Here is a 22,572-nt window from a genome sequence, read left to right as displayed (position 1 = left end):
TATGAACATGTTGACGGAAGCTGCAGTTGAAAAGGCGCTGGATCAGAAGATGAGCAACGTCCCGTATAAGATGATCGGCCAGGATGTCTCGGTTTTCTACGGCGAGAAGCGCGCGCTTTTCGATGTGAACCTGAACATCCGCGAAAACACCGTAACCGCCCTGATCGGCCCCTCGGGCTGCGGCAAGTCGACCTTCCTGCGAAGCCTCAACCGCATGAACGACACGATCGACGGCTGCCGCGTCGCCGGCAAGATCACCCTCGACGGCGACGATATCTATGATCCCGACATCGACGTCGTCGAGCTTCGCGCCCGCGTCGGCATGGTCTTCCAGAAGCCGAACCCGTTTCCGAAGACGATCTATGAAAACGTCTCCTATGGCCCGCGCATCCATGGCCTGGCCAAGTCGAAGGCCGACCTTGACCAGATTGTCGAGAGCAGCCTGCAGCGCGCCGGCCTCTGGAACGAGGTCAAGGACCGCTTGCATGAATCCGGCACCGGCCTCTCCGGCGGTCAGCAGCAGCGCCTGTGCATTGCCCGCGCCGTCGCCGTCAGCCCCGAGGTCATCCTGATGGACGAACCCTGCTCTGCGCTCGACCCGATCGCCACCGCCAAGGTCGAGGAACTGATTCATGAGCTGCGCGAAAACTACACGATCGTCATCGTCACCCACTCCATGCAGCAGGCCGCGCGCGTGTCGCAGCGCACCGCCATGTTCCACCTCGGCAACCTCGTCGAGGAGAACGATACCGACAAGATGTTCACCAACCCGGACGATCCGCGCACCCAGGACTACATCATGGGTCGCTTCGGCTGATTGCGGCAATCCGAAGCCTTCCCGTTATTCGAGGACAAAGCCCCATGGCATCGACACATATTTATTCTGCCTATGATGATGATCTGAAGTTCCTCTCCAGGCGAATTTCCGAAATGGGCGGCCTGGCCGAGCAGATGGTCGCCGAATCCGTTCGCGCCCTGGTCAACGGCGACACGGCGCTGGCGCAGAAGGTCATCTCTGACGATGTGATCCTCGATCACACCGAACGCGAAATCGGTGACAAGGCGATCGTCACCATCGCCCGCCGTCAGCCGATGGCCGCGGACCTGCGCGAAATCATGGGTTCGATCCGCATCGCCGCCGATCTCGAACGTGTCGGCGACCTCGGCAAGAACACCGCCAAGCGCGTCATCGCCGTGCAGAGCACCGGCGTTCCGCGCAAGCTCGCCCGCGGCCTCGAGCACCTGTCCGAGCTGGCGCTCGTCCAGCTCAAGGAAGTGCTCGACGTCTATACGACGCGCGCCGCCGACAAGGCGACCGCCATCCGCGAGCGCGACAACGAGATCGACGCGATGTACACGTCGCTGTTCCGCGAGCTCCTGACCTATATGATGGAGGATCCGCGCAACATCACGAGCTGCACGCATCTTCTGTTCTGCGCCAAGAACATCGAGCGCATCGGCGACCATGCCACCAATATTGCCGAAACGATCTACTACATGGCGACGGGAGCCCAGCCGGAAGGCGATCGTCCGAAGGATGACAGTGCCAACACCGTCGGTGCCGCCACGGAATAACCGTGTCGAGCCCATTGCGTGCGTGCCCGTTCGGGGCGCGCAAAGAGGTCGCAGCCAATTTCTGATTTTGCGCGGGATCCTGGCTTAAATCACTCCGGATTTAAGGATCATGCGCGAGGAGACGAACACGCATGATCCCGAGAGTTGCAGTTGTTGAAGACGAAGAGGCCCTCAGCGTGCTCCTTCGCTATAATCTCGAAGCGGAAGGCTTCGAGGTCGATACCATCCTGCGCGGCGACGAGGCCGAAATCAGGCTTCAGGAGCGCACGCCCGACCTGCTCATCCTCGACTGGATGCTGCCCGGCGTCTCCGGCATCGAACTTTGCCGGCGCCTGCGCATGCGGCCGGAAACCGAGCGTCTGCCGATCATCATGCTGACGGCGCGCGGCGAGGAGAGCGAGCGTGTCCGCGGGCTTTCCACCGGCGCCGACGATTACGTCGTCAAACCGTTCTCAACCCCCGAGCTCGTCGCCCGCGTCAAGGCGATGCTGCGCCGCGCCCGCCCCGAGGTGCTGTCCTCGGTGCTGAAATGCGGCGATATCGAGCTCGACCGCGAAACCCACCGCGTCCATCGTAAGAGCCGCGAGGTCCGCCTCGGTCCGACCGAATTTCGCCTGCTGGAATTCCTGATGTCGTCGCCGGGCCGCGTCTTCTCCCGCTCGCAATTGCTCGACGGCGTCTGGGGCCACGATATCTATGTCGACGAACGCACCGTCGACGTCCATGTCGGCCGCCTGCGGAAGGCGCTGAATTTCTCCAACATGCAGGACGTCATCCGCACCGTGCGCGGCGCCGGCTATTCGATGGAAGCGTGAGGCGCAGGAAGTGTGTGTGGTCGGCGTTCCCACCGGTGCAGCCTTTCCACTCGCAATGCGCCAGCGCAGCCTATGCGTGTTCGGCACCACTTCTCCTCCGTCATCCCAGGGCTTGACCCTGATCCATGCTGCTGGAACCGCGCGGCCATGGCATCCAACTGCAGACAAACAATTGAAGCCGCGTGCTTGGTTGTGGATCCCAGGAGCAAGCCCTGGGATGACGGAGTTTGGGGAGGACGACCGGCAAGAAGCGAGACGTCTGGAGCAACTAAGCTAGAGCGATTCAGCCTTTCATGGAAACAAGAGTCCTCTAATGGAGTCCTTGAAAAAACCGCTTCAGGCGTTTCCTGGAATTGATCTAAGATCTGGACGGGTTTGCGCTCTTTGCCGTATCAGCACCTAACGCCACAGCTCCGTCGCTCCACAAAAAAACGGGCCGCGCGGGCCCGTTTCGCATTTCCATGACTGGTCCGCTCGCTCAGCTGACCCGCGCTGCCGCCCGGCGCCGTTCATTGACCGGCTGATAGGCGAGCTTCTGATGATAGCTGCAATAAGGCGAATTGTCGGGGGATTCGCAGCCGCAGAAGTGGAAATCCTCCTTCAGCGGATCGCCGACCGGCCATTTGCAGGTGCGTTCGGTCAGTTCCGTCAGGCCGAGGCGGCGCGAGATCGGCACAACCACATTGCCCTTCGGAACATATTCCATTTCCTCGATCGTTTCGATCTCGATCTCTTCCTTCAGCATCGTTGCGCCCTGCTGGCGGGTAACGGTGCGGGTGGTAATTCGGGAGGCGTAGTTCGGCGCGCGCGGCGCCGATGTCTGGCGCTTCGGCGTGCGCGCCGCCGTCGCCGTGCCGCCGGCCTTGGCGCGGCCCGGCAGGCTCAGCCGGTGTACCTTGCCGATAACGGCGTTTCGGCTGACACCGCCGAGCTGCGCCGCGATCTGGCTGGCGCTGAGCCCTTCGGACCACAGCTTCTTGAGTTTCTCGACCCGCTCGTCTGTCCAGTTCATGCCCTGTCTCCACCTTTTGCGTTGGTGATGGCAGAATCCCTCACCGTTGTCCCGGAAGCCTCCGAAACAAGAAACGCTTGATCAATTTTGGTGACTAGTTCCGCCGCATGCAGTCTAGTAATTGAACTTTAACCTAGTGTGAGGCTGACTCCGTGACAAGAGTCGCGGGAATCCGGATGAATCGAATTCGTAGTTTTCCCCAACTTGCTGCCCCTGCGTGTCATTTCTGCAATAATGCCTGTTGAAGGCTGAAAATGCCGCTGTGCAAGCTTGCTGCATCCGCTAAGGCCGCAGTTTTGTTGACATTGCAGCGCGAAAAGGAAATAGTACCGATCGCCGCCGAAAGGCGGCATTTTTGATTTTTCGGGCCTGGTTTTCTTAGCCGGAGTCCGTACTTGACAACGCTGATCGGGAGACCCGCGCCATGGCCGAAGCCGCGCCGCTTTATGACACCTATTCTCGTGCCCCGCTGCGGTTCGAGCGAGGCGAGGGCGTGTGGCTGATCACCGAAGGCGGCGAGCGTTATCTCGATTTCGGCGCCGGCGTCGCCGTCACCTCCGTCGGCCACGGCAATCCGCATGTGGTCGCGGCGCTGAAGGAGCAGGCCGACAAGGTCTGGCACCTCTCCAACATCTATGAGATCCCCGGCCAGGAGCGGCTGGCCAAACGGCTGACGGACGCCACTTTCGCCGACAAGGTGTTCTTCACCAATTCCGGTGCCGAGGCGCTTGAATGCGCGATCAAGACGGCGCGCCGCTATCAGTTTTCCAAGGGCCATCCCGAGCGCTTCCATATCATCACCTTCGAAGGCGCCTTCCATGGGCGCACGCTTGCGACGATCGCCGCCGGCGGTCAGGAGAAATATCTCGAAGGTTTCGGCCCCAAGGCTCCGGGTTTCGATCAGGTGCCGTTCGGCGACATCGAGGCTGTGCGCGCCGCCATTACCGATGCGACGGCGGCAATCCTGATCGAGCCGGTGCAGGGCGAGGGCGGCGTGCGCCCCGCCACCAGCGAATTCATGAAGGCGCTTCGCCGGATCTGCGACGAAAACGGCCTGCTGCTGATCCTCGACGAGGTCCAGACCGGCGTCGGCCGCACCGGCAAGCTCTTCGCCCATGAATGGTCCGGCATCACGCCCGATATCATGGCTGTCGCCAAGGGCATCGGCGGCGGCTTCCCGCTCGGCGCCTGCCTTGCGACCGCTGAGGCCGCTTCCGGCATGAAGGTCGGCACCCATGGTTCGACCTATGGCGGCAATCCGCTGGCCATGGCCGTCGGCAGCGCCGTGCTCGATGTCATTCTCGCCGACGGCTTCCTTGAACATGTGCGCGACGTCGCGCTGGTCTTCCGTCAGGGGCTGGCCTCGCTGAAGGACCGTTATCCCGATGTGATCGAGGATATCCGAGGCGAAGGCCTGCTGCTCGGCGTCAAGGCGGCCGTCCCCTCGGCCGAACTGCTGCAGGCGATCCGCGCCGCGCATCTGCTCGGCGTGCCGGCCGGCGACAACGTCATCCGCCTTCTTCCGCCGCTCGTCGTCACCGCCGAGGAAGCCCGCGAGGGTCTCGCCCGCCTCGAACGCGCCGCCGAGAGCATCCGCGCCTCCAAGGTCAAGAAGACGGCTTGAAGGGATTGCCGCCCTCGGGCGCACGACAGGTAAGAACATGGCTCCTAAACATTTCCTCGATCTTTCGGCCGTCACATCGGCCGACCTCAGAACCATCATGAACGATGCGCTTTCCCGTAAGCAGGCCTTCAAGGCCGGCCAGGGCGACAAGCCGCTCGCCGGCAAGATGCTGGCGATGATCTTCGAGAAGCCGTCGACGCGCACCCGCGTCTCCTTCGACGTCGGCATGCGCCAGCTCGGCGGCGAAACGCTGTTTTTGTCAGGCACCGAAATGCAGCTCGGCCGAGCCGAGACGATCGGCGACACCGCCAAGGTGCTGTCGCGTTATGTCGATGCGATCATGATCCGCACCACCGAGCACTCGCGCCTGCTGGAGCTTGCCGAGCATGCGACGGTGCCCGTGATCAACGCGCTGACGGATGATACCCATCCCTGCCAGATCATGGCCGACATCATGACCTTCGAAGAGCATCGCGGCCCGATCAAGGGCAAGACCATCGCCTGGACCGGCGACGGCAACAATGTGCTGCATTCGCTGGTCGAGGGGGCCGCGCGTTTCGGCTACCGCATGAACATGGCCGTACCCCTTGGTTCGGAGCCCAAGGATCACTATCTGAACTGGGCCCGCAATGAGGGCGCCGAAATCATGCTCTGCCATGATGCCGACCGTGCGGTCGAAGGCGTCGATTGCGTGGTGACCGATACCTGGGTCTCCATGAATCAGGAACATCGGGCCCGGGGTCACAACGTCTTTCAGCCTTATCAGGTCAATGCGGCCTTGATGGCCAAGGCCGGCAGCGATGCATTGTTCATGCATTGCCTGCCTGCCCATCGCGGCGAGGAAGTGACGGATGAGGTGATCGACGGCCCGCAATCCGTGGTCTTCGATGAAGCGGAAAACCGTCTTCACGCGCAGAAGTCGATTCTTGCTTGGTGCCTGGGCGCGATCTGAACCATAATCGGACGCCGCGCGCGAACAACGCGCGGCCGCGCGAGCGAAGGGCACCCTTGCTCATCGCTTGAAACTAGGAGTGAAAGCCATGGCAGAAGCTGCAGCCGCCCTCGGCCAGTTCGATTTCGCCGGCGATGACCATGTCGTCCCCTTTCAGGTGGAGGGTCTGGATGTGCGCGGCCGCGCCGTCCAGCTCGGCCCGATGCTCGATGCGATCCTCGAGCGCCACCATTATCCCGCGCCCGTCGCCCGGCTTCTTGCCGAAGTCGTCGTGCTGACCGTGCTGCTCGGCACCTCGCTGAAATTCGACGGCAAGTTCACCGTGCAGACCAAGGGCGATGGCCCAGTCGATCTTCTCGTCGCCGATTTCTCGACGCCGGAAAATGTCCGCGCCTATGCCCGTTTCGATCAGGCGCTGCTTGCCAAGGCGGTTGAAGCCGGCGAAACCGAGCCGGAGCAATTGCTCGGCAAGGGCGTGCTCGCCTTCACCATCGATCAGGGCAAGTTCGCCCAGCCCTATCAGGGCATTGTCGCGCTCGACGGCACCTCGCTCGAGGAAATCGCGGGCGTCTATTTCCGCCAGTCGGAACAGATCCCGACGCGCGTGCGCCTGGCCGCGGCCGAACTCTTCGATCGCGACGATGCCGGTAAGCCGCGCCATCGCTGGCGGGCCGGCGGCCTCGTCGCCCAGTTTCTGCCGGAAGCGCCGGAGCGCATGCGCCAGCCCGATCTCCACGGCGGCGACGGCGATGACGGCGACCGCCCGCATGGCGAGGACGATGCCTGGGTCGAAGCCCGCTCGCTGGTCGAGACCATCGATGCCGACGAGTTGACCGACCCGCTTGTCGGCACCGAGCGGCTCTTGTTCCGGCTGTTCCACGAGCGCGGCGTGCGCGTCTACGAACCGCGCGCCGTCTTCGATCGCTGCAGCTGTTCGCGCGACAAGATCAAGGGCGTGCTGAAGGGCTTTTCGGCCGAGGAGATCGAGGAAAGCCAGGAAAACGGCGAAATCGCCGTCACCTGCGAATTCTGCTCGACCACCTACCGCTTCGAAGCGGCCGAGCTTCAGCCGGCGGAATAGGCTCGGTTGAGGACACGCACAGCGAACAACAAAAGATTAGCGATGATGCAGCACGGTGACTCGACTTTGCGTAGTCAGTGCACCTATTCTCCAACTGGTTCGGGGTGGGGACTTCATGCGCTTTTTTTATCTCGTACTCGCACTCGTGGCGGCGATGCCACGAATTGGCTTGGCTGATGATAAGGCAATCCAATGGAAAGAGGTCGGGGGCTGGATCGTGGCTGTCGACCCGACTTTAGACAATGGCTGTTTTGTTCTGACTTCCTTTGATGACGACACCATTTTTCGTCTCGGCTTCAATTTCCGAAAAAAGGACAAACCTCTGTACATTCTGCTCGGAAATCCAAACTGGAAATCCCTGGAGAAAGGCAAGCATTATCACATCGAACTGTCGTTGGACCAGTCTCAATGGACGGCTGATGCGAGAGGTCTGGATCTCGATGGCCTCAAATCATTATGGATCGATTCCGACGATACCGGATTGATTGAGGAGTTCTCTGGCAAACTGAGTTTCCGCGCCAGCTTTAGAGGAAAGCAGATTGCTGCCCTCGGTCTGAAAGACTCCGAGAGGGCAGCGGATGAGTTGCTCCCCTGCCAACAGGCGGTCAACGATGCGGTCGCAAAATAGCCAGCGCCGTCGCAACCTAAGGATCCTTTCCAAGCAAAGCCAGGTAGCCAGGCCTCGGATCCTTTTGACCTTTAGACTAGTAGATTGATGACTGGGCAAGCCCGAGGATCCACGACTGCGGGCGTCCATGTTGGTACTGACTGGAATGCTGCACCGGCCGCATCCACGAGCAGTGCTTGCCGTATGGGTCCTCGGGTCAAGCCCGAGGACGACGGAGAGTAGGGGAAACGAGCGGCAAGAGGCGGGATCGCTGGGAATTCCAGCAAATGCGCGCGGTCTTGCGTGAGAAGCACGTAAGCAAACACTTCCAATCAAATTCGCTGCACACTTTTGATGAATTTGCTCCCGACCTCTCGCCTCTTGCCGGTCGTTGTCCCCACCCTCCGTCGTCCTCGGGCTTGACCCGAGGACCCATGCGGCAAGCACAGCGTTCGTGTTCGCACTGACGAAGCGACCGCGAACCTGCGCGCTCAGTTGAGTACGCGCAACAGCCCCGGCGAATCCAGCGAGAAGGCGGGGATGTCGACGTCGAACAACTCGCCTTCGTCCGTTTCCATCTGGTAATGGCCAAACATCAGCCCCGAGGGAGTGTCGAGCGGGCAGCCGGACGAATATTCGTAGGTGTCGCCGGGGCTGAGCCGCGGCTGTTCACCGACGACGCCGGGGCCGGTCACCTCGTCCACCTGGCCGTTCTGGTCGGTGATGTTCCAGTAGCGATTGACCAGACGAACGGCAACGCCGGAATTGTTGCTGATGACGATCCGGTAACCCCAGACGTAGCGATCGTCTTCCGGATCGGATTGCTCCTCCAGATAGAATGGTTCGACGACGACTTCGATATCTCTTGTGAGGGCGCGATACATGCCTTGCACCATAGTCAAGATATGTTACCCGTATCTTATAAGAGGCCCTTTCCGTCAAGAAACGGAACGTTGATCAGCGGTCAAATGGTCATGATCGAACGGTTTTCGATCGTTAAGCCTAATTGACAGCGTTAATTTTACTTCGCAACGCCGACGCGGGTGAACTTGTTCCAGCGGATCGGCGGCCGGCTCCAGATGAAGTCCGGCCGCTATTCCAGTCGATCAGGCCGAAACCTTGGCAAGCGCCTTTGCGAAGTCCTCGATCAGGTCGTCGGTATCCTCGATGCCGGCCGAAAGGCGAACCGTGCCCGGCGAGATGCCGAGTTCGGCGCGGGCTTCTTCGGTCAGGTTCTTGTGGGTCGTCGTCGCCGGATGGGTGATCAGGCTCTTGCTGTCGCCGAGATTGTTGGAGATCTTGATGATATCGAGCGCGTTCTGCAGCGCGAAGGCCGCCTCCTTGCCGCCCTTCAGCTCGAAGGCCACAAGCGTCGAGCCGCCGGTCATCTGCCTGGCGATGATGTCGGCCTGCGGGTGATCCTTGCGGCCGGGATAGATCACCTTGGCGACCTTGCCTTGCTCCGCCAGGAAATCGGCGATCTTCGCCGCATTCTCAGTCTGCTGGCGCACGCGCAGCGGCAGCGTCTCGATACCCTTCAGCAGCGTCCAGGCATTGAACGGCGACATGGCCGGGCCGGTATGACGAAAATAGTCGTGCAGGTTCTCGTCGATCCATGCCTTGTCGGCCAGCACGACGCCGCCGAGGCAGCGGCCTTGGCCGTCGATATGCTTGGTGGCGGAATAGACGACGATATGGGCGCCGAGTTCCAACGGCTTCTGGAAGAGCGGCGTGGCGAAGACGTTGTCGACGACGACCTTGGCGCCGACTTGGTTGGCGAGTTCTGACACACCGGCGATATCCACGACCTCGAGCGTCGGGTTGGTCGGGCTTTCCAGGAAGAACACCTTGGTATTCGGCCGGATCGCCTTTTCCCAGTTCCTGAGGTCGCGGCCGTCGACCAGCGTGCATTCGATGCCGTATTTCGGCGCCAGCGTTTCCACGACCCAGCGGCAGGAGCCGAAGAGGGCGCGCGCGGCAACGATATGGTCGCCGGCCTTGACCTGGCAGAGGATCGCGGCGCTGACGGCCGCCATGCCGGACGCGGTGGCGCGAGCGTCTTCCGCGCCTTCGAGCATGCACATGCGCTTTTCGAACATGTCGTTGGTCGGGCTGCCGTAGCGGGCGTAGATATAGCCATCGGTCTCGCCCTTGAAGCGGGCTTCGGCCGCCTCCGACGTGTCGTAGACAAAGCCCTGCGTGAGATAGATTGCCTCGGACGTTTCGCCATATTGCGAACGCAGCGTGCCGCCATGGACGAGTTGGGTTGCCGGGCGCCAGGTCTTGCTCATGCCATCACCTTCACATAACAAAAAAACCGGCCGCAAAAGCAGACCGGTTTCATAACCCGGTCTTTTTAGCCACTTGTTTAACGTGGCTGCAAGCCGACCGGCCAAATCACCACGGGATAATTCTGCAATACTGCTGTTAGCTGCTTGCGTCAATTCCCCGTATTTGGTTTTGTCGGCGCAAAAGATGGATGGGGCATGATGGCTCGCGAAACTGGAATTCTGGCGGACCGCGCGATCGCAGCGCTGTTTGAAACGGGGCGTCTGAACTCCGAGCGGGAGCTGGACCGCGATCAGATCCAGCCGGCAAGCCTGGACCTGCGCTTGGGGTCCAAGGCCTTTCGCGTGCGCGCCTCCTTCATGCCCGGTCCCTCGCATCTGGTGGCCGACAAGCTCGATCGCCTCAGCCTGCACGTGATCGACCTGTCTCAAGGCGCGGTGCTCGAAACCGGCTGCGTCTACATCGTGCCGTTGATGGAAAGCTTGGCGCTGCCGGCCGAGATGTCGGCCTCGGCCAATCCGAAAAGCTCGACCGGCAGGCTCGATATTTTCACCCGCGTCATCACCGATTACGCCCAGGAATTTGACAAGATCCCACCAGGTTATTCCGGCCCGCTCTATCTCGAAATCAGCCCGCGCACCTTCCCGATCGTCGTCCGCCGCGGCTCGCGCCTGTCGCAGATCCGCTTCCGCGTCGGCCAGTCCTTGCTCGGCGAGCCGGAACTCTTGAAGCTGCATGAAAGCGAGACGCTCGTCGCCAGCAAGCAGCCGAACGTCTCGGGCGGCGGCATCGCGCTGTCGATCGATCTCAGCGGCGATAAGGACGGCCTGATCGGCTATCGCGGCAAGCACCACACCGCCGTCGTCGATGTCGACGAGAAGGATCAGCACGACATCTTCGATTTCTGGGAGCCGCTCTATAGCCGCGGCCGCAATGAGCTGATCCTCGATCCCGACGAGTTCTATATTCTCGTCTCGCGTGAAGCCGTGCATGTGCCGCCGGATTATGCCGCCGAGATGACCCCCTTCGATCCGCTGGTCGGCGAATTCCGCGTCCACTATGCAGGCTTCTTCGATCCGGGCTTCGGCCATGCGCCGGCCGGCGGGCGCGGCAGCCGCGCCGTGCTCGAAGTGCGCAGCCACGAAGTGCCCTTCATCCTCGAAGACGGTCAGATCGTCGGCCGCCTGGTCTACGAGCACATGCAGGAAAAACCCGCCAGCCTCTACGGCTCCGGCCTCGGCTCCAACTACCAGGCACAGGGCCTGAAACTCTCGAAACACTTCCGCATCTGACGGGCGGCGCTCAGCCGACTTGACAGCGGCCCCCATCTGTTGGAAATCTCAGCGCATCGCGGGTGTAGCTCAATGGTAGAGCAGCAGCTTCCCAAGCTGAATACGAGGGTTCGATTCCCTTCACCCGCTCCACTTATCCTTCCGGCGACGCCCAACTAATCCCCGAAAAACCGGATCGGCTTGTATCGCCGGTGGGCGATGATCAGGCTTCGGTCGGGCTGGATAATGTAGGTTTCTTCCACCTGCCGGCCATACTGGTCGATGAAATCATGCGGGAAGCTGGAGCCGGGTGGTGATTTGGTGAGCTTGCTGCGCGGCTGGCCGTTATAGGTGATGCTGCCCGGGATCGGCTCGAGGCCGGGGCCGCCATGGTAGGAAACGCTATTGCACCCGGCAAGAACGAGGGTGCCGATGAGGCCGAGGAGTGCGGGTTTCATGTCCATCCCTTCCGATGCGCCGAAGCGGCGATCTTACTCCTGATTGCATCGTGCTTGCCAGATGAAACGCTATCTCCGCCTTCACGCCATCGCGAAGCATCGCCTGGAGCGCCGTCATCGTATCAGCGTCTTCATTGTCGAAACCGGCGCCGTCTGCTAGATCGGCATTGTCGAAAAAGGCAGGATCGGTTGAGGTAAGACCGATCCCTCCCGCCGGAGCGCCAAGCGCTCTGACGAAGCTCTGCTCCGTGCCCCAGGGCGCGAGAACCCGCGACGTGATCCGCATGGAAATGCGGGATCCCGGCGGCGTGCGGAGACGGCAAACGGTAGTCCCGGGATTTTTTTGAACGGAGACTGTCATGCGCCTGAACCATCTCGATTTTCACGTACCCGATATTGCTGAGACGGCGGATTTCTTCATCCGCCATTTCGGCCTGACGCTGAAGGATATGCGCGGCAACAACGGCGCCTTGTGATCCTGGAGGACGATTCCGGCCTCGAAATCGTCTTGAGCTACGCCATCGCCAAATTCGGCACCGCCGACCAGGTGGAGATAGGCCGCCAAACCTATCATATCGGCTTCATCCTGCCTGAAAGGGCTGATGTCGATACTGTCCATGCCGGACTTGCTGCCGCCGGCGCGGCGCTCTCCGGTCCGCCAGCCGCCATGCGCGGCGGCTGGCTGTTCTACTGCACGGCGCCGGGGAATATCCTCGTCGAGGTGGGCTGGCGGCCGGATTAGAGTAGACAGGAACCCGGTAAAGGCGGCACGGGGGAACAGCCGCAGCCTCTCGATTCCCTCTTCTCCCCAGCGGGGGTCCGATGGACGGGCGAGACCCGTGGCTCGCCCAGGCTGGTGCCCGCAGGGCGGATGAGGGAGCCGGCGAAGCCGGTCTTTGTACAGGGCGCTGCGGTCGGCGTGGTGGGATAGACCTTTACGAGAGGGAAGTCTGGGTAGCCCCCTCATCCGCCGCCGGCACCTTCTCCCCGAGGGGAGAAGAGACTTGTGGCTGCCTCTCAGTTCCTCGCCCACCGCTCGCAAGCAAGTCCTCCTCGAGGATGAGGGGCAAATCACAGGGCGCGAACCGGACAGCCGCGCTTCAGAACTCCGTCCAATCACCATCCTGGCTTTTCGGCGCGCTGCCGCCGCCGAAGGCGTTGGCGAGGGTCTGGCCGAGGGCGCGGGCCGGTGAGGTGGTCGGGCGGGCGGTGCCCTCCCGGGCGACGCGGATTGGCGGGGCCTTGGCCACCGGGCGCGCGGGCGCGCGCGGGGCCGCGGCCGGCGGCCGGGTGGAGGCGATCGGGGCGGCGGCGGCGAAGCTGCCGGTGCCGGTCAGCCGGAACTGGCCGAGCAGATTGTTGAGCGCTGTCGCCTCCGTGGCGAGGCTGTGGCTGGCGGCGGTCGACTGCTCGACCATCGCCGCATTCTGCTGCGTGCCCTGATCCATGGTGTTGACGGCGGTGTTGATCTCCTGCAACCCGATCGACTGCTCGCGCGAGGCTTCGGCAATAGCGTGGACGTGCTGGTTGATTTCCTGCACTTCGGTGACGATCGCATCGAGCGCCTTGCCGGTCTCGCCGACCAGCGACACACCGGTCTGCACATGCGTGCCGGAATTGGTGATCAGGTCCTTGATTTCCTTGGCCGCTCTGGCCGAACGCTGGGCGAGCTCGCGCACCTCCTGCGCCACGACGGCAAAGCCCTTGCCGGCTTCGCCGGCGCGGGCTGCCTCGACGCCGGCATTCAAAGCCAGCAGATTGGTCTGGAAGGCGATGTCATCGATGACGCCGATGATGTTGCCGATCTCGACCGAGGACTGTTCGATCTGCTGCATGGCGGAGACGGCCTTGCGGACGATCTCGCCGGATTTTTCGGCGCCGAGCCGGGTGCGGGTGACGAGCTGGCTCGCCTCCTCGGCGCGCTTTGCGGCGTCGCGCACCGTCGTGGTGATCTCTTCCAGTGCCGCTGCGGTTTCTTCGACCGAGGCCGACTGCTGTTCCGTCCGCCGGGAAAGCTCGTCGGCGGAAGACCGGATCTCGTTGGCGCCGGCGCCGATTGCCCGCGCATTGGCACCGACCGCCTGCAGGGTGTCGTTGAGCTTCTCGACCGAATGGTTGAAATCCTGGCGCAGCGCGTCGAGGTGGGCGACGAAGGGCTCGTCGATATGCGAGGCGAGATCGCCGGCGGCAAGGCGGCGCAGGCCGTCGCCGAGAGCTGTGACGGCGCGGTCGAGTTCGGACGCTTCGCGCGCCTTCTGCGCCTCGCGTTCGCGGCGCTCGCCGTCGCTGACGCTGCGCTCTGCCTCCGCGCGAGCCTCGATCTGACGGCGCTCGATGGCGTTGTCGCGGAAGATCGATACGGCTTGCGCCATCTGGCCCACTTCGTCGCTGCGATCGAGACCGCCGATCTCGCTGTCGGTATCGCCCTCGGCAAGCCGCTTCATGCGCAGTCGCAGCTGCGTCATCGGGCTTGAAATGCCGGACTGCGCCACAATAATGCCGACGCCGATCGCGGCGAGAACGGCAATGCCGATCAGGACGAGACAGAAGGTGATCCGGCCGTTGACGGAAGCCGAGAGCGCGTCGCCGCCGTCGTTGAGCAGCGCCATTATCGCATCATCGTTGGCAATCATCTTCGGTGCCAGCGCATCGAGCTTGGCGTTGATCAGGGCGACATTTGCCTGCGCGCCGGCGCTGTCCCTGGCTTTGCTCTGTTCGGTGATCTTGCCGGCCAGGGCTTCGATTTCATCGATGCCCGCCTGGATCTCGTCGATAGCCTGTTTGCGGCCGGGCATCAGCGCCAGCGCCGCCTTCATCCGGTCACGGGCCTGCGGCAGCTTGCTCGGTGTGGCGAGCGCCGTCTGGAAGGCCGGCGTATCGGGCTTCATCTCGGCCAGTAGGCTGACCTGCAGCACCGAGGCCACCACGGAAGCGCTGGCACGTGCGCTCTGCATCGAGGCCAGCGCCTCATGATCGATGAAGGCACTGTAGGCGGCGTCCGCACGGCGAAACTCGGCGATGACATAGATCAGCCCGGCCATCGTGATCAGCCCCAGGAGCGCCACGACCGATATGATTTTCGTGCGGATTTTCAGATGCTTTAACATGGGAAATGTCACCCGATTGGCCGGGCGTGCCGCACCGGCGCTTCGAAATCAATTGTTACAAACAAAGCGCTGACGCGTGCATCATGCGATCGGCCGGCGGGGTCCGATGACGTCGCCATAAATAAAGGCGCTATTCTTTAATTCCGCCCTAACGCGGGTGTGGAGAACGCCCATAATTTTGAAGGAGAAGCTTGCGCCGGAAACCAGGAGAGCCCGATCCTGAATGCTCCGCAGGGGCCTCGGAGGGCGAGGTGGGCGTTCCGGCGTCGGATACACGCATATTCCCCACCGGGCGTGACTCTGTTACATCTCTTCACCCCCGCAACGCTTCGCGCTGAACCCGAGACCGGATCACGATGACCGAATCCAAGCTGGCATCCCTGACGCTGACGGGACTTTTCGCGTTCGGGCTGTTGCTCTTTTCAAGCCTTGCCTCCGCTCAGCAGGCAGCGCCCTCGCTGCCGCTGCTCTTCGATGCGCGAGAACGTTTGGCGAGACCCGATCTCTCCTCGCTGGTGCGCCTGCGCTTCCTGACGTCGGTCGATTTTCCGCCCTTCAATTTCACCGATCAGAACGGCAAGCTTTCCGGCTTCAACGTCGATCTCGCCCGCGAAATCTGCAGCGAGCTGGAAATATCCGACAAGTGCCAGATCCAGTCGATTCCTTTCGTCGACCTCAAGGATGCGCTTGCCGCCTCGCAGGGCGATGCCGTCATCGCCGGCCTTGCTGTGACCCCCGAGCTGCGCCGGCAGTTCGTCTTCTCCCGGCCTTATCTGATGCTGCCGGCGCGCTTCGTGCGCAATCTCGCAGCACCGATCGACGGCAAGACGGCCGCCGCCCTTGCCGGCCGGCCGGTCGGTGTCGTCAGGGGCACGGTGCACGAGGCGATGCTCGCCGCATTTTTCCCGGCGCTGAAGGCTGAGCCCTTCGACACCAAGGACGCTCTGCTTGCCGCGCTGAAAGAGCGCAAGGTCGACGCTGGCTTTGCCGACGCGCTGCAGCTTTCCTTCTGGGTCTCTTCGCCGGCCGCGGAGAAATGCTGCGCTCTGTTCGACGGTCCCTATCTGTCCGAACATTTCCTCGGCGAGGGCATGACGATCATGCTGCGGCAGAAGGACAGCGTGCTGACGTCAGCCATCGATCACGCGCTTGCCACGCTGTCACGCAACGGCCGTCTGCAGGAAATCTATCTGCGCTATTTCCCCTACGGGCTTTACTGATCAGCCCTTGCGGAAACGGGCAATGGCGCTGCGCTCGATCGCCGCGCAGGTGAGCTTGTCGAGGCCGAGGCGGTCGCGTAGCAGGCTGAGCAGCCGCAATTCCTCGGCCTTAACCGAAAGGTCGGCGGAAGCCACTTCGACGGCGAGCGCATAGGCCGTGTCGTAGAGTTTTGCCGGCAGCGTGTCGCGCACGGTTTCGAGAACGACGTCGAGGCCTTCAGGCCCTGCCAGCAGCGAGGCGCAGTCGCGCGCAATCGAAATCAGCTTTTCGTCATCGAAATCCTTGAAAACCGGCAGGAATCCGATGAGTTGGCCAATCCTCGTCATCTCCCGGTCGTTCATCGTGCTGTCGACGGCGGATGCCATCACCATCACGTAGATGAGGGCATCATGGGCGGAAAGCGGCTTGTTCATCTCTGATTCCTTTTTCGGTGAGCGAAGATTAGGAATTGGCGGCGGCCTTTACAAGGGATCGGCAGCGTGGCGCAGCCGCGGACATCCGTCATTTGCGGCGCGGGTCGCCGCCGTAAATGCCTTTCTGCGCCTGCCTCGCCTTTTCGGCGACGACTCCAAGCGGCGAGCCGGCCTCGGCTTCGGCCCAGCCGTTTTCGGCGAGCCAGGTGCCGAGATCCTGCGTGCCGAGCCGGCAGGCGGCGGTCGCCGTCCCCTTCCATTCCGCCATGCCGAGGTCGCAGGTGAGGCTGCGGTTGCGCAAGAGCTGGCGCAGTGCCGTCTTCGCCAGCATGCCGCAGGGCCATTGCCGGCCTGCCGGCCCGCATATCTTGTCGGTCGGTGTCGGGACGATGCCGGCAAGCTGAAGCCTGCGCTCGCCAAAGGAAAGCACGCCGGCATTTTCGGCCACCGGCCGCGTCAGCTCGATCGGCTTCTTCGCGGCCGGCCCTGCGGCTTGCCCGCCGGGCGTATCCGGTGGGGGCGCCGGGTCGGCTGGCGTGGCCGTCATGCGTTCGGCCGAGGCGGGGGAGGGAGAGGCCGGTTGCGCCGCACGTGCAATGATTTCGGCATCTGCGTCCGAGATCGGCGCCAACCGGCCTCCCGTCTCGGGGGTGATTTCGGCGGCCGGGCCCATTTCTGGCGCCTCTGCCGCGGTCGTATCCTCACCGCCCGTTCCGCCGCGTAGCCTTGCTTCTGCGGCCATCAGCAGGCTGGCCACGACCGCCATTCCTGCGAGACCAGTGAAGACGGCGGCAGGGCGCATGGAATATTTTCCTATTGGCTGGCCCAGATGATACGGGCTATCCACTCGACGTCGGATAGATCGAGCGTGCGGTTTGGATGTTCGGGATTGAGCGACATCAGCTCGATCGACCGTGAGCTCTGGCGCAGAAGCACCTTGGCCATCACCTCACCATCGCGGGTGCGCACGACGACGCGGTCATTGCGGCGCACTTGCGCGCCGGGTTCGACGATCAGCACGTCGCCGTCGCGGTAGAGCGGCATCATGCTCTCGCCCTGCACTTCCAGTGCGTAGACGACCGATTTCTGCGACGGCGCAGCCGGAAACTCGACCACGTCCCAGCCTTGCCCGGCGGGAAAGCCGCCATCGTCGAAGAAGCCGCCCGCACCAGCCTGCGCAAAGCCGAGCAGCGGAATGGCGCCGCCGTGCGGCGGCTTGGCGCGCTCGCCCGGCAATCCCGCGGAAGAATTAGCGCTCGGCCGCATGAAAGCGAGAAACTGCTCCATGTTCGCCCCTGTCGCATCGAGCACCTTGGCGATCGATTCGGTCGAGGGCCAGCGGAGACGTCCGTCGGCCGAAAGTCGTTTCGACTTGTTGAAAGAGGTCGGATCGAGTCCGGCGCGGCGCGCAAGACCGGATGGCGTCAGGTCGTGCCGCTCGGCAAGCCTGTCGATCGCCTCCCAGATCTGCTCGTGTGACAGCATATGCGCCCGATTCCGTGCAGCCCATCCGAGGCCGCGCTCCAGCCGGCCGAAAGTGTAACCGACCGTGCGGCGCGCGTAAAGGTAAGGGAGGAATAAAATCCTTTTATCGGCGGTTTCGGCCGCCCTCAGGCGACCATCGCCATGTTGATCTTGCCAAGCTGGATGACGGCCTGCGTGCGGCTGTCGACATCGAGTTTCAAGAGGATCGCCGAGACATGCGCCTTGATCGTCGCCTCGGAGACGCCAAGTTCATAGGCGATCTGCTTGTTCAGCAGCCCTTCGGCGAGCATGGTCAGCACCCGGCTCTGCTGCGGCGTCAGCGTGTGCAGGCGGTGGATCAGGTCGGCAACGTCGGGGTCCTGCTCCTGGCCGTCGCGATAGCTTTCCGGTGTGGCGATATCGCCGGCGAGCACCGTCTGGATGCTGCGGCGAATATCGTCGATGCCGGAAGATTTCGAGATGAAGCCGGACGCGCCGAGTTCCAGTGCCCGGCGGATCGTCGTTGCGTCGTCGCTTGCCGAGACGATGATGATCGGCAGGCTGGCGAATTCGGCGCGCAGCGCCATCAGCCCGGAAAAGCCGCTGACACCGGGCATGGCGAGGTCGAGCAGCATCAGGTCGGCATCCGGATGGGCGCCGGCTGCGGTCCGCGCGGCAGCGAAGTCGCCGGCTTCGACGATCGACTGGCGACCTTCCATGCCGATGACGGCCTGGCGCAACGCATCGCGGAAAAGCGGATGGTCGTCGGCAATGATAATGGTTTGTTCCTGCATCGAAAACTCCCTCCCAAGAGCCCGATTATGCGCATGCGGCGCCGTCCCACTGCGCTCCATGCCTGCCTGCTGATATGACTATATCAGATCAGGTCTTCTGCGGAAGGGGATTGGCCTTTTCCTCGGCCTGGAACTCCTTCACCATCCCCATGAAACTCTTCATCATCTTTTCCATGATGCTGATCGAGCGGTCGATCTCGGCGTCGCTCGGCAGCGCCCGCTGGACGAGGCCCTCCTGTTCCAGCTTGGTCACCCGCTCCGCAAGCCGGTCGAGTTCGTCCTCATAGGCCGCCCGCTCGTCGGCGGCCATGCGGCAGACGAGAGCGCCGTCCTTGTCCTGGCAGACCGACATGGCGCCGGTCTGGCGGTCGAGCCGGACGAAATGATCGCCGCTCCGTTCCAGCTGAAAGCGGCCCGCATCGGCCTCGGCCGCGACAGCTGCCAGCGGCAGGAGAACAGCGCCAAGTGTGAGAACCAAAATCTTCATCGTCTCATCCTCCGGATTTTGCCTGGGCGGGTCCTGTTTTTGACCGCCGGGGCGTGGACATTGCCGCCTCTTTCCGGCAAAGCGCTGGTGATCGAGGACCAGCAATCGCGAGGCCATGATGACCCTGACACCGACCCTTTACAAGATCGTGACGGAAACGCTCTGGCAGCAAGCCAGACAAAGCGGTGTATTTCATGGCGCCGGCATCGATCTCAAGGACGGCTTCATCCATTTCTCGACGGCTGACCAGGTCAAGCAGACCGCCGCCCTGCATTTTACCGGCCAATCCGGCCTGATGCTGGTTGCCGTTGATGGCGGCGGCTTCGGTGACAAGCTGATCTTCGAACCCTCGCGCGGCGGCGATCTCTTCCCGCATCTCTACGCCGACCTGCCGCTTGCGGCCGTGCTCTGGGAGGTGCGGCTGCCGCTCGATGAGACCGGCGCCCATATTTTCCCGGAGCTGCAGCCATGATCGATCCCTTCAAGCGTCTCGCCCGCAAGGGCCTCTTCCTGTTCGATCCGGAAACGGCGCACGGCCTCTCGATCGCCGCTTTGAAATCCGGCCTGGTGCCCGCCTGCCAGATCACTCCCGATCCGCGCCTTCGCCAGACCGTCGCCGGCCTTACCTTCGAAAATCCGCTCGGCATGGCGGCAGGCTACGACAAGAATGCCGAGGTGCCGGAGGCGCTGCTGAGGCTCGGCTTCGGCTTTACCGAGATCGGCACGGTGACGCCGAAGCCGCAATCCGGCAATCCGCGTCCGCGCATCTTCCGCCTGGTCGAGGATGAAGCCGTCATCAATCGCCTCGGTTTCAACAATGAAGGCCATGAGGCTGCCTTCGAGCGGCTCTCGGCGCTGACGGGCAAAGGCATTGTCGGCGTCAATATCGGCGCCAACAAGGACAGCGAGGACCGCATCGCGGATTATGTCGCCGGCATCCGCTGTTTCTATTCGGTCGCGCGCTATTTCACCGCCAATATCTCCTCACCGAATACGCCCGGCCTACGCGATCTGCAGGCGCGCGAAATCCTGGCCGCACTGCTGTCGGCCGTGCTGGCGGCGCGCGATGAGATGGCGGAGAGATCCGGCCGGAAGATCCCGGTCTTTCTGAAGATCGCCCCCGATTTGACCGAGGAGGGCATGGATGATATCGCCGCCGAGGCGCTCGCGCATCCGCTGGATGGGCTGATCGTCTCCAACACCACGCTGTCGCGCGAGGGCCTGAAAGATCAGCGCCAGGCCAAGGAGACGGGCGGTCTCTCCGGCGTGCCGCTGTTCGAAAAGTCGACCGCCGTGCTTGCCAGAATGCGCAAGCGCGTCGGCGCCGCGCTGCCGATCATCGGCGTCGGCGGCGTCTCCTCGGCCGAAACGGCGCTGGAAAAGATCAGGGCGGGTGCCGATCTCGTCCAGCTCTATTCCTGCATGGTCTATGAAGGCCCCGGTCTGCCCGGCAATATCGTTCGCGGTCTCTCCGAGCTGCTCGACCGGGAAAAGGCCGGATCGATCCGCGAGCTGCGCGACAGCAGGGTCGATTACTGGGCGGCGCGGAAGGTCTGATCGGCCCGCGGCCTGACCAGCATCGCCAGGAAAAAGCCGCGGAACAGCAGGAAGGCGTTCATCGCCAGCCACAGGCCGTGATTGCCGAAGAGCGGCACGAAGACGGCTAGCACGGCGAGGTAGCCGGCAAAAGACATCAGCATCCGGTTGCGCATGTCGGCCGACCACGTCGCGCCGATGAAGACCCCGTCCATCAGGAAGGCGAGCGCGCCGGTGAGCCCCGTCACCGCCGCCCAGGGCAGATAGGTCGCTGCCGCCTGCCGCACCTCGGGCGAGGTCGTCAGCACCGAGATCAGCCAGGGACCGGCGAGCAGGAAGAAGGTGGAAACGAGCGCCGCCAATCCGAAGGACCAGAAGGTTGTCAGCTTCAGCCCGCGGTCGAAGGCCGGCCGATAGCGCGCGCCGACGGCCCGGCCGGTGATCTGCTCGGCGGCGTTGGCAAGCCCGTCGAGATAATAGCCTGACAGCAGGAAGAAATTCATCAGCACCGCATTGGCGGCAAGCGTCACCGCGCCGAAGCCGGTGCCGATCCGCGTCATGATCGCAAAGGCGCCGATCAGCACGAAGGTGCGGATCAGGATATCGCGGTTGAGGGCGAAAAGCTCCGCCAGGCAATGCCGGGAAAAGATCTCCGACCACGCCGGCCCTCCGCCCTGGCAAAGCCGCTGAGCACGATAAAAAGCCCGGCGAGCGCGCCGGCCGTCTCACCGGCCATGGTTGCCCAGGCGACACCCGCCACGCCCCAGCCGAGCGACAGGCCGAGATAGATGGAAAGCAGGATATTGATGCCGTTGATCAGCGCCTGCAGCAGCAGTCCGACGCTGCCCTGTCCGCGCCCGAGCACGAAGCCGAGAATGGCGTAATTGGCGAGTGCTGCCGGCGCCGCCAGCATGCGGATGGAGAAATAGGTGCCCGTCGCCTCGGCGATCGCGCCTTCCGCGCCCATCAGCCGCAGACCCGCCGCCTTGAGCAGCGGCGAAAGACAGAGCAGTGCCAGCCCGCAGCCGAGCGCCGAGATCAATGCCCGCCAGAAGACCGCCTGCTGTTCGTGCTGGTCCCGCCGGCCATACGCCTGCGCCGTCAGTCCTGTCGTCGAGGCCCGCAGGAAATTGAAACTGCCCAGGATGAGATCGAAGAGCATTGCACCGATCGCGAGCCCCGCCAGCGCTTCCGGGTCACCCATATGACCGACGACGGCGGTGCTCGTCAGCCCGAGCAGTGGCGTCGTCAGGAAGCCGAGCGTCATCGGAATGGCGATCGACAGCACCAGCCGATGCGTCACGTCGAAAGCGAAGGCGTCGTTGCTGCGCGTATCCATGACCAGCCTCATATCGAGGCGGAATCGCCTCGGCTGGATAGCACCATGGCCCAATAGGGCAGGTTCCTGGAAGATGAATTGTGAGCGACGGCGACGCCGAGGCCGTCATAGCGCCCCAGCATGTTTTCCAGATGATGCGGCGAGTTGATCCAGGCCGTCACCACTTCATCGACGCTCCGCTGCCCGGAGGCGATGTTTTCTGCCGCCGGCAGCCGCACGCCGCTCGCCTTGACGCGGGCGCCGAAACTGTCGGTCATCCCCATGAGATGCGCCATCTTGCCGGCGCTCGCCATGCGTTTCGCCTGGAAGAGGGCGGCAGTGCTTGCCGCCGGATCGGCGGACAGCGGCGGCAGGCCGTTCTTGGCCCGCAGCTGGTTGACGAGCGGCAATACGCTGGCCGTCTCGTCCTCGCCATTGGAAGGGGGGCCGGCAAGGCGCGGCGTGGTGGTGCAGCCGGCGATGCCGGCGGCGAACGCCAGTCCGGAAAGACGCAGCAGGCCGCGGCGGGAAAGATCGATGGAGGTCAT

The 22,572-nt window shown here is 63.0% G+C and carries 22 protein-coding genes, 1 tRNA gene, 2 pseudogenes and 1 riboswitch; of the genes and pseudogenes, 13 read left to right on the top strand and 12 right to left on the bottom strand.

Annotated elements, in window-relative coordinates; all coding sequences use genetic code 11:
- Position 1 precedes the first annotated feature (1 nt).
- The 3 genes from pstB (at position 2) to phoB (ending at position 2,390) form a co-directional block, all read left to right on the top strand.
- Positions 2–817, top strand: a complete 816-nt coding sequence (pstB, locus tag PYR71_RS02625; RefSeq protein WP_183914331.1) for a phosphate ABC transporter ATP-binding protein PstB — start codon at positions 2–4, stop codon at positions 815–817.
- 44 nt (positions 818–861) lie between these two features.
- Positions 862–1,575: a phosphate signaling complex protein PhoU gene (phoU, locus tag PYR71_RS02620; RefSeq protein ID WP_004672769.1), complete on the top strand. Its 714-nt coding sequence runs from the start codon at positions 862–864 to the stop codon at positions 1,573–1,575.
- A 131-nt stretch (positions 1,576–1,706) separates the two neighbouring features.
- Positions 1,707–2,390: a phosphate regulon transcriptional regulator PhoB gene (gene phoB, locus PYR71_RS02615; protein ID WP_004672768.1), complete on the top strand. Its 684-nt coding sequence runs from the start codon at positions 1,707–1,709 to the stop codon at positions 2,388–2,390.
- A 478-nt stretch (positions 2,391–2,868) separates the two neighbouring features.
- Here the strand turns inward: phoB and PYR71_RS02610 are convergent, their stop codons facing one another.
- Positions 2,869–3,402 carry a GcrA family cell cycle regulator gene (locus PYR71_RS02610; protein WP_275618111.1) on the bottom strand — a complete coding sequence of 178 codons (534 nt, stop codon included), beginning with the start codon at positions 3,400–3,402 and terminating at the stop codon, positions 2,869–2,871.
- A 424-nt stretch (positions 3,403–3,826) separates the two neighbouring features.
- Between PYR71_RS02610 and PYR71_RS02605 the strand changes: the two genes are divergently transcribed.
- The 4 genes from PYR71_RS02605 (at position 3,827) to PYR71_RS02590 (ending at position 7,687) form a co-directional block, all read left to right on the top strand.
- Positions 3,827–5,026 carry an aspartate aminotransferase family protein gene (locus PYR71_RS02605; protein WP_275618110.1) on the top strand — a complete coding sequence of 400 codons (1,200 nt, stop codon included), beginning with the start codon at positions 3,827–3,829 and terminating at the stop codon, positions 5,024–5,026.
- Positions 5,027–5,063: 37 nt separating this feature from the next.
- Positions 5,064–5,978, top strand: coding sequence for an ornithine carbamoyltransferase (gene argF / locus PYR71_RS02600; RefSeq protein ID WP_039617741.1), 915 nt, complete (start codon positions 5,064–5,066; stop codon positions 5,976–5,978).
- A gap of 88 nt (positions 5,979–6,066) precedes the next feature.
- Complete coding sequence (locus PYR71_RS02595; RefSeq protein WP_275618109.1) at positions 6,067–7,059, top strand: Hsp33 family molecular chaperone; 993 nt, start codon at positions 6,067–6,069, stop codon at positions 7,057–7,059.
- 115 nt (positions 7,060–7,174) lie between these two features.
- Positions 7,175–7,687, top strand: coding sequence for a hypothetical protein (locus tag PYR71_RS02590; RefSeq protein WP_275618108.1), 513 nt, complete (start codon positions 7,175–7,177; stop codon positions 7,685–7,687).
- Positions 7,688–8,157: 470 nt separating this feature from the next.
- Here the strand turns inward: PYR71_RS02590 and apaG are convergent, their stop codons facing one another.
- Complete coding sequence (apaG, locus tag PYR71_RS02585) at positions 8,158–8,550, bottom strand: Co2+/Mg2+ efflux protein ApaG (protein WP_011423893.1); 393 nt, start codon at positions 8,548–8,550, stop codon at positions 8,158–8,160.
- Positions 8,551–8,772: 222 nt separating this feature from the next.
- A complete protein-coding gene (locus PYR71_RS02580) occupies positions 8,773–9,957 on the bottom strand; it encodes an O-succinylhomoserine sulfhydrylase (RefSeq protein ID WP_275618107.1) in 1,185 nt (394 codons plus the stop codon).
- 44 nt (positions 9,958–10,001) lie between these two features.
- Positions 10,002–10,080: riboswitch (SAM riboswitch) on the bottom strand.
- A 72-nt stretch (positions 10,081–10,152) separates the two neighbouring features.
- Here PYR71_RS02580 and PYR71_RS02575 point away from each other — a divergent pair.
- Together PYR71_RS02575 and PYR71_RS02570 are read left to right on the top strand one after the other, a co-directional pair.
- Entirely contained in the window at positions 10,153–11,247 is a 1,095-nt protein-coding gene (locus PYR71_RS02575; RefSeq protein ID WP_183914341.1) for a 2'-deoxycytidine 5'-triphosphate deaminase, read from the top strand.
- 58 nt (positions 11,248–11,305) lie between these two features.
- A tRNA-Gly gene (locus PYR71_RS02570) sits at positions 11,306–11,379 on the top strand.
- Positions 11,380–11,402: 23 nt separating this feature from the next.
- On the opposite strand, the gene PYR71_RS02565 is transcribed toward PYR71_RS02570, so the two are convergent.
- Positions 11,403–11,684 (bottom strand): hypothetical protein, encoded by a 282-nt coding sequence (locus PYR71_RS02565; RefSeq protein WP_275618106.1) that lies wholly within the window; start codon positions 11,682–11,684, stop codon positions 11,403–11,405.
- A gap of 359 nt (positions 11,685–12,043) precedes the next feature.
- Between PYR71_RS02565 and PYR71_RS02560 the strand changes: the two are divergent.
- Positions 12,044–12,426: pseudogene (locus PYR71_RS02560) on the top strand (VOC family protein).
- A gap of 358 nt (positions 12,427–12,784) precedes the next feature.
- On the opposite strand, the gene PYR71_RS02555 reads toward PYR71_RS02560, so the two are convergent.
- On the bottom strand, positions 12,785–14,791 hold the full coding sequence (locus PYR71_RS02555) for a methyl-accepting chemotaxis protein (protein ID WP_275618105.1): 2,007 nt from the start codon (positions 14,789–14,791) through the stop codon (positions 12,785–12,787).
- 356 nt (positions 14,792–15,147) lie between these two features.
- Between PYR71_RS02555 and PYR71_RS02550 the strand changes: the two genes are divergently transcribed.
- Positions 15,148–16,011 (top strand): transporter substrate-binding domain-containing protein, encoded by an 864-nt coding sequence (locus PYR71_RS02550; protein WP_275618104.1) that lies wholly within the window; start codon positions 15,148–15,150, stop codon positions 16,009–16,011.
- On the opposite strand, the gene PYR71_RS02545 is transcribed toward PYR71_RS02550, so the two are convergent.
- From PYR71_RS02545 to PYR71_RS02525, 5 genes are all read right to left on the bottom strand, one after another.
- Complete coding sequence (locus PYR71_RS02545; protein WP_183914349.1) at positions 16,012–16,425, bottom strand: tellurite resistance TerB family protein; 414 nt, start codon at positions 16,423–16,425, stop codon at positions 16,012–16,014.
- Positions 16,426–16,513: 88 nt separating this feature from the next.
- A complete protein-coding gene (locus PYR71_RS02540) occupies positions 16,514–17,227 on the bottom strand; it encodes a thermonuclease family protein (protein WP_275618103.1) in 714 nt (237 codons plus the stop codon).
- Positions 17,228–17,238: 11 nt separating this feature from the next.
- The gene (locus tag PYR71_RS02535; protein ID WP_183914351.1) at positions 17,239–17,910 is read right to left on the bottom strand and encodes a S24 family peptidase; all 672 of its coding nucleotides are present in this window, start codon (positions 17,908–17,910) and stop codon (positions 17,239–17,241) included.
- A 125-nt stretch (positions 17,911–18,035) separates the two neighbouring features.
- Positions 18,036–18,683: a response regulator gene (locus tag PYR71_RS02530; RefSeq protein ID WP_183914352.1), complete on the bottom strand. Its 648-nt coding sequence runs from the start codon at positions 18,681–18,683 to the stop codon at positions 18,036–18,038.
- Positions 18,684–18,771: 88 nt separating this feature from the next.
- Entirely contained in the window at positions 18,772–19,170 is a 399-nt protein-coding gene (locus PYR71_RS02525; RefSeq protein ID WP_275618102.1) for a hypothetical protein, read from the bottom strand.
- 118 nt (positions 19,171–19,288) lie between these two features.
- Between PYR71_RS02525 and PYR71_RS02520 the strand changes: the two genes are divergently transcribed.
- Together PYR71_RS02520 and PYR71_RS02515 are read left to right on the top strand one after the other, a co-directional pair.
- Positions 19,289–19,642 (top strand): DUF952 domain-containing protein, encoded by a 354-nt coding sequence (locus PYR71_RS02520; RefSeq protein ID WP_275618101.1) that lies wholly within the window; start codon positions 19,289–19,291, stop codon positions 19,640–19,642.
- Positions 19,639–20,727 carry a quinone-dependent dihydroorotate dehydrogenase gene (locus tag PYR71_RS02515; protein WP_275618100.1) on the top strand — a complete coding sequence of 363 codons (1,089 nt, stop codon included), beginning with the start codon at positions 19,639–19,641 and terminating at the stop codon, positions 20,725–20,727. The genes PYR71_RS02520 and PYR71_RS02515 overlap by 4 nt, the downstream gene beginning before the upstream one ends.
- Here the strand turns inward: PYR71_RS02515 and PYR71_RS02510 are convergent.
- A pseudogene (locus PYR71_RS02510) lies at positions 20,703–22,045 on the bottom strand (MATE family efflux transporter). The gene PYR71_RS02515 and the pseudogene PYR71_RS02510 overlap by 25 nt on opposite strands.
- Before the next feature lie 8 nt (positions 22,046–22,053).
- On the bottom strand, positions 22,054–22,572 hold the full coding sequence (locus PYR71_RS02505; protein ID WP_183914359.1) for a CAP domain-containing protein: 519 nt from the start codon (positions 22,570–22,572) through the stop codon (positions 22,054–22,056).

Origin of the sequence: Rhizobium mulingense, assembly GCF_029194105.1 — a bacterium.
Lineage (GTDB): Bacteria > Pseudomonadota > Alphaproteobacteria > Rhizobiales > Rhizobiaceae > Rhizobium > Rhizobium mulingense.
Note: the sequence above shows the minus strand (reverse complement) of the source record. Positions and strands in the feature narration are given on the sequence as shown.

Coding starts and splice junctions, on each gene's coding strand:
- pstB (WP_183914331.1), top strand. CDS start 2: ATGAACATGTTGACGGAAGCTGCAGTTGAAAAGGCGCTGGATCAGAAG.
- phoU (WP_004672769.1), top strand. CDS start 862: ATGGCATCGACACATATTTATTCTGCCTATGATGATGATCTGAAGTTC.
- phoB (WP_004672768.1), top strand. CDS start 1,707: ATGATCCCGAGAGTTGCAGTTGTTGAAGACGAAGAGGCCCTCAGCGTG.
- PYR71_RS02610 (WP_275618111.1), bottom strand. CDS start 3,402: ATGAACTGGACAGACGAGCGGGTCGAGAAACTCAAGAAGCTGTGGTCC.
- PYR71_RS02605 (WP_275618110.1), top strand. CDS start 3,827: ATGGCCGAAGCCGCGCCGCTTTATGACACCTATTCTCGTGCCCCGCTG.
- argF (WP_039617741.1), top strand. CDS start 5,064: ATGGCTCCTAAACATTTCCTCGATCTTTCGGCCGTCACATCGGCCGAC.
- PYR71_RS02595 (WP_275618109.1), top strand. CDS start 6,067: ATGGCAGAAGCTGCAGCCGCCCTCGGCCAGTTCGATTTCGCCGGCGAT.
- PYR71_RS02590 (WP_275618108.1), top strand. CDS start 7,175: ATGCGCTTTTTTTATCTCGTACTCGCACTCGTGGCGGCGATGCCACGA.
- apaG (WP_011423893.1), bottom strand. CDS start 8,550: ATGTATCGCGCCCTCACAAGAGATATCGAAGTCGTCGTCGAACCATTC.
- PYR71_RS02580 (WP_275618107.1), bottom strand. CDS start 9,957: ATGAGCAAGACCTGGCGCCCGGCAACCCAACTCGTCCATGGCGGCACG.
- PYR71_RS02575 (WP_183914341.1), top strand. CDS start 10,153: ATGATGGCTCGCGAAACTGGAATTCTGGCGGACCGCGCGATCGCAGCG.
- PYR71_RS02565 (WP_275618106.1), bottom strand. CDS start 11,684: ATGAAACCCGCACTCCTCGGCCTCATCGGCACCCTCGTTCTTGCCGGG.
- PYR71_RS02555 (WP_275618105.1), bottom strand. CDS start 14,791: ATGTTAAAGCATCTGAAAATCCGCACGAAAATCATATCGGTCGTGGCG.
- PYR71_RS02550 (WP_275618104.1), top strand. CDS start 15,148: ATGACCGAATCCAAGCTGGCATCCCTGACGCTGACGGGACTTTTCGCG.
- PYR71_RS02545 (WP_183914349.1), bottom strand. CDS start 16,425: ATGAACAAGCCGCTTTCCGCCCATGATGCCCTCATCTACGTGATGGTG.
- PYR71_RS02540 (WP_275618103.1), bottom strand. CDS start 17,227: ATGCGCCCTGCCGCCGTCTTCACTGGTCTCGCAGGAATGGCGGTCGTG.
- PYR71_RS02535 (WP_183914351.1), bottom strand. CDS start 17,910: ATGCTGTCACACGAGCAGATCTGGGAGGCGATCGACAGGCTTGCCGAG.
- PYR71_RS02530 (WP_183914352.1), bottom strand. CDS start 18,683: ATGCAGGAACAAACCATTATCATTGCCGACGACCATCCGCTTTTCCGC.
- PYR71_RS02525 (WP_275618102.1), bottom strand. CDS start 19,170: ATGAAGATTTTGGTTCTCACACTTGGCGCTGTTCTCCTGCCGCTGGCA.
- PYR71_RS02520 (WP_275618101.1), top strand. CDS start 19,289: ATGACCCTGACACCGACCCTTTACAAGATCGTGACGGAAACGCTCTGG.
- PYR71_RS02515 (WP_275618100.1), top strand. CDS start 19,639: ATGATCGATCCCTTCAAGCGTCTCGCCCGCAAGGGCCTCTTCCTGTTC.
- PYR71_RS02505 (WP_183914359.1), bottom strand. CDS start 22,572: ATGACCTCCATCGATCTTTCCCGCCGCGGCCTGCTGCGTCTTTCCGGA.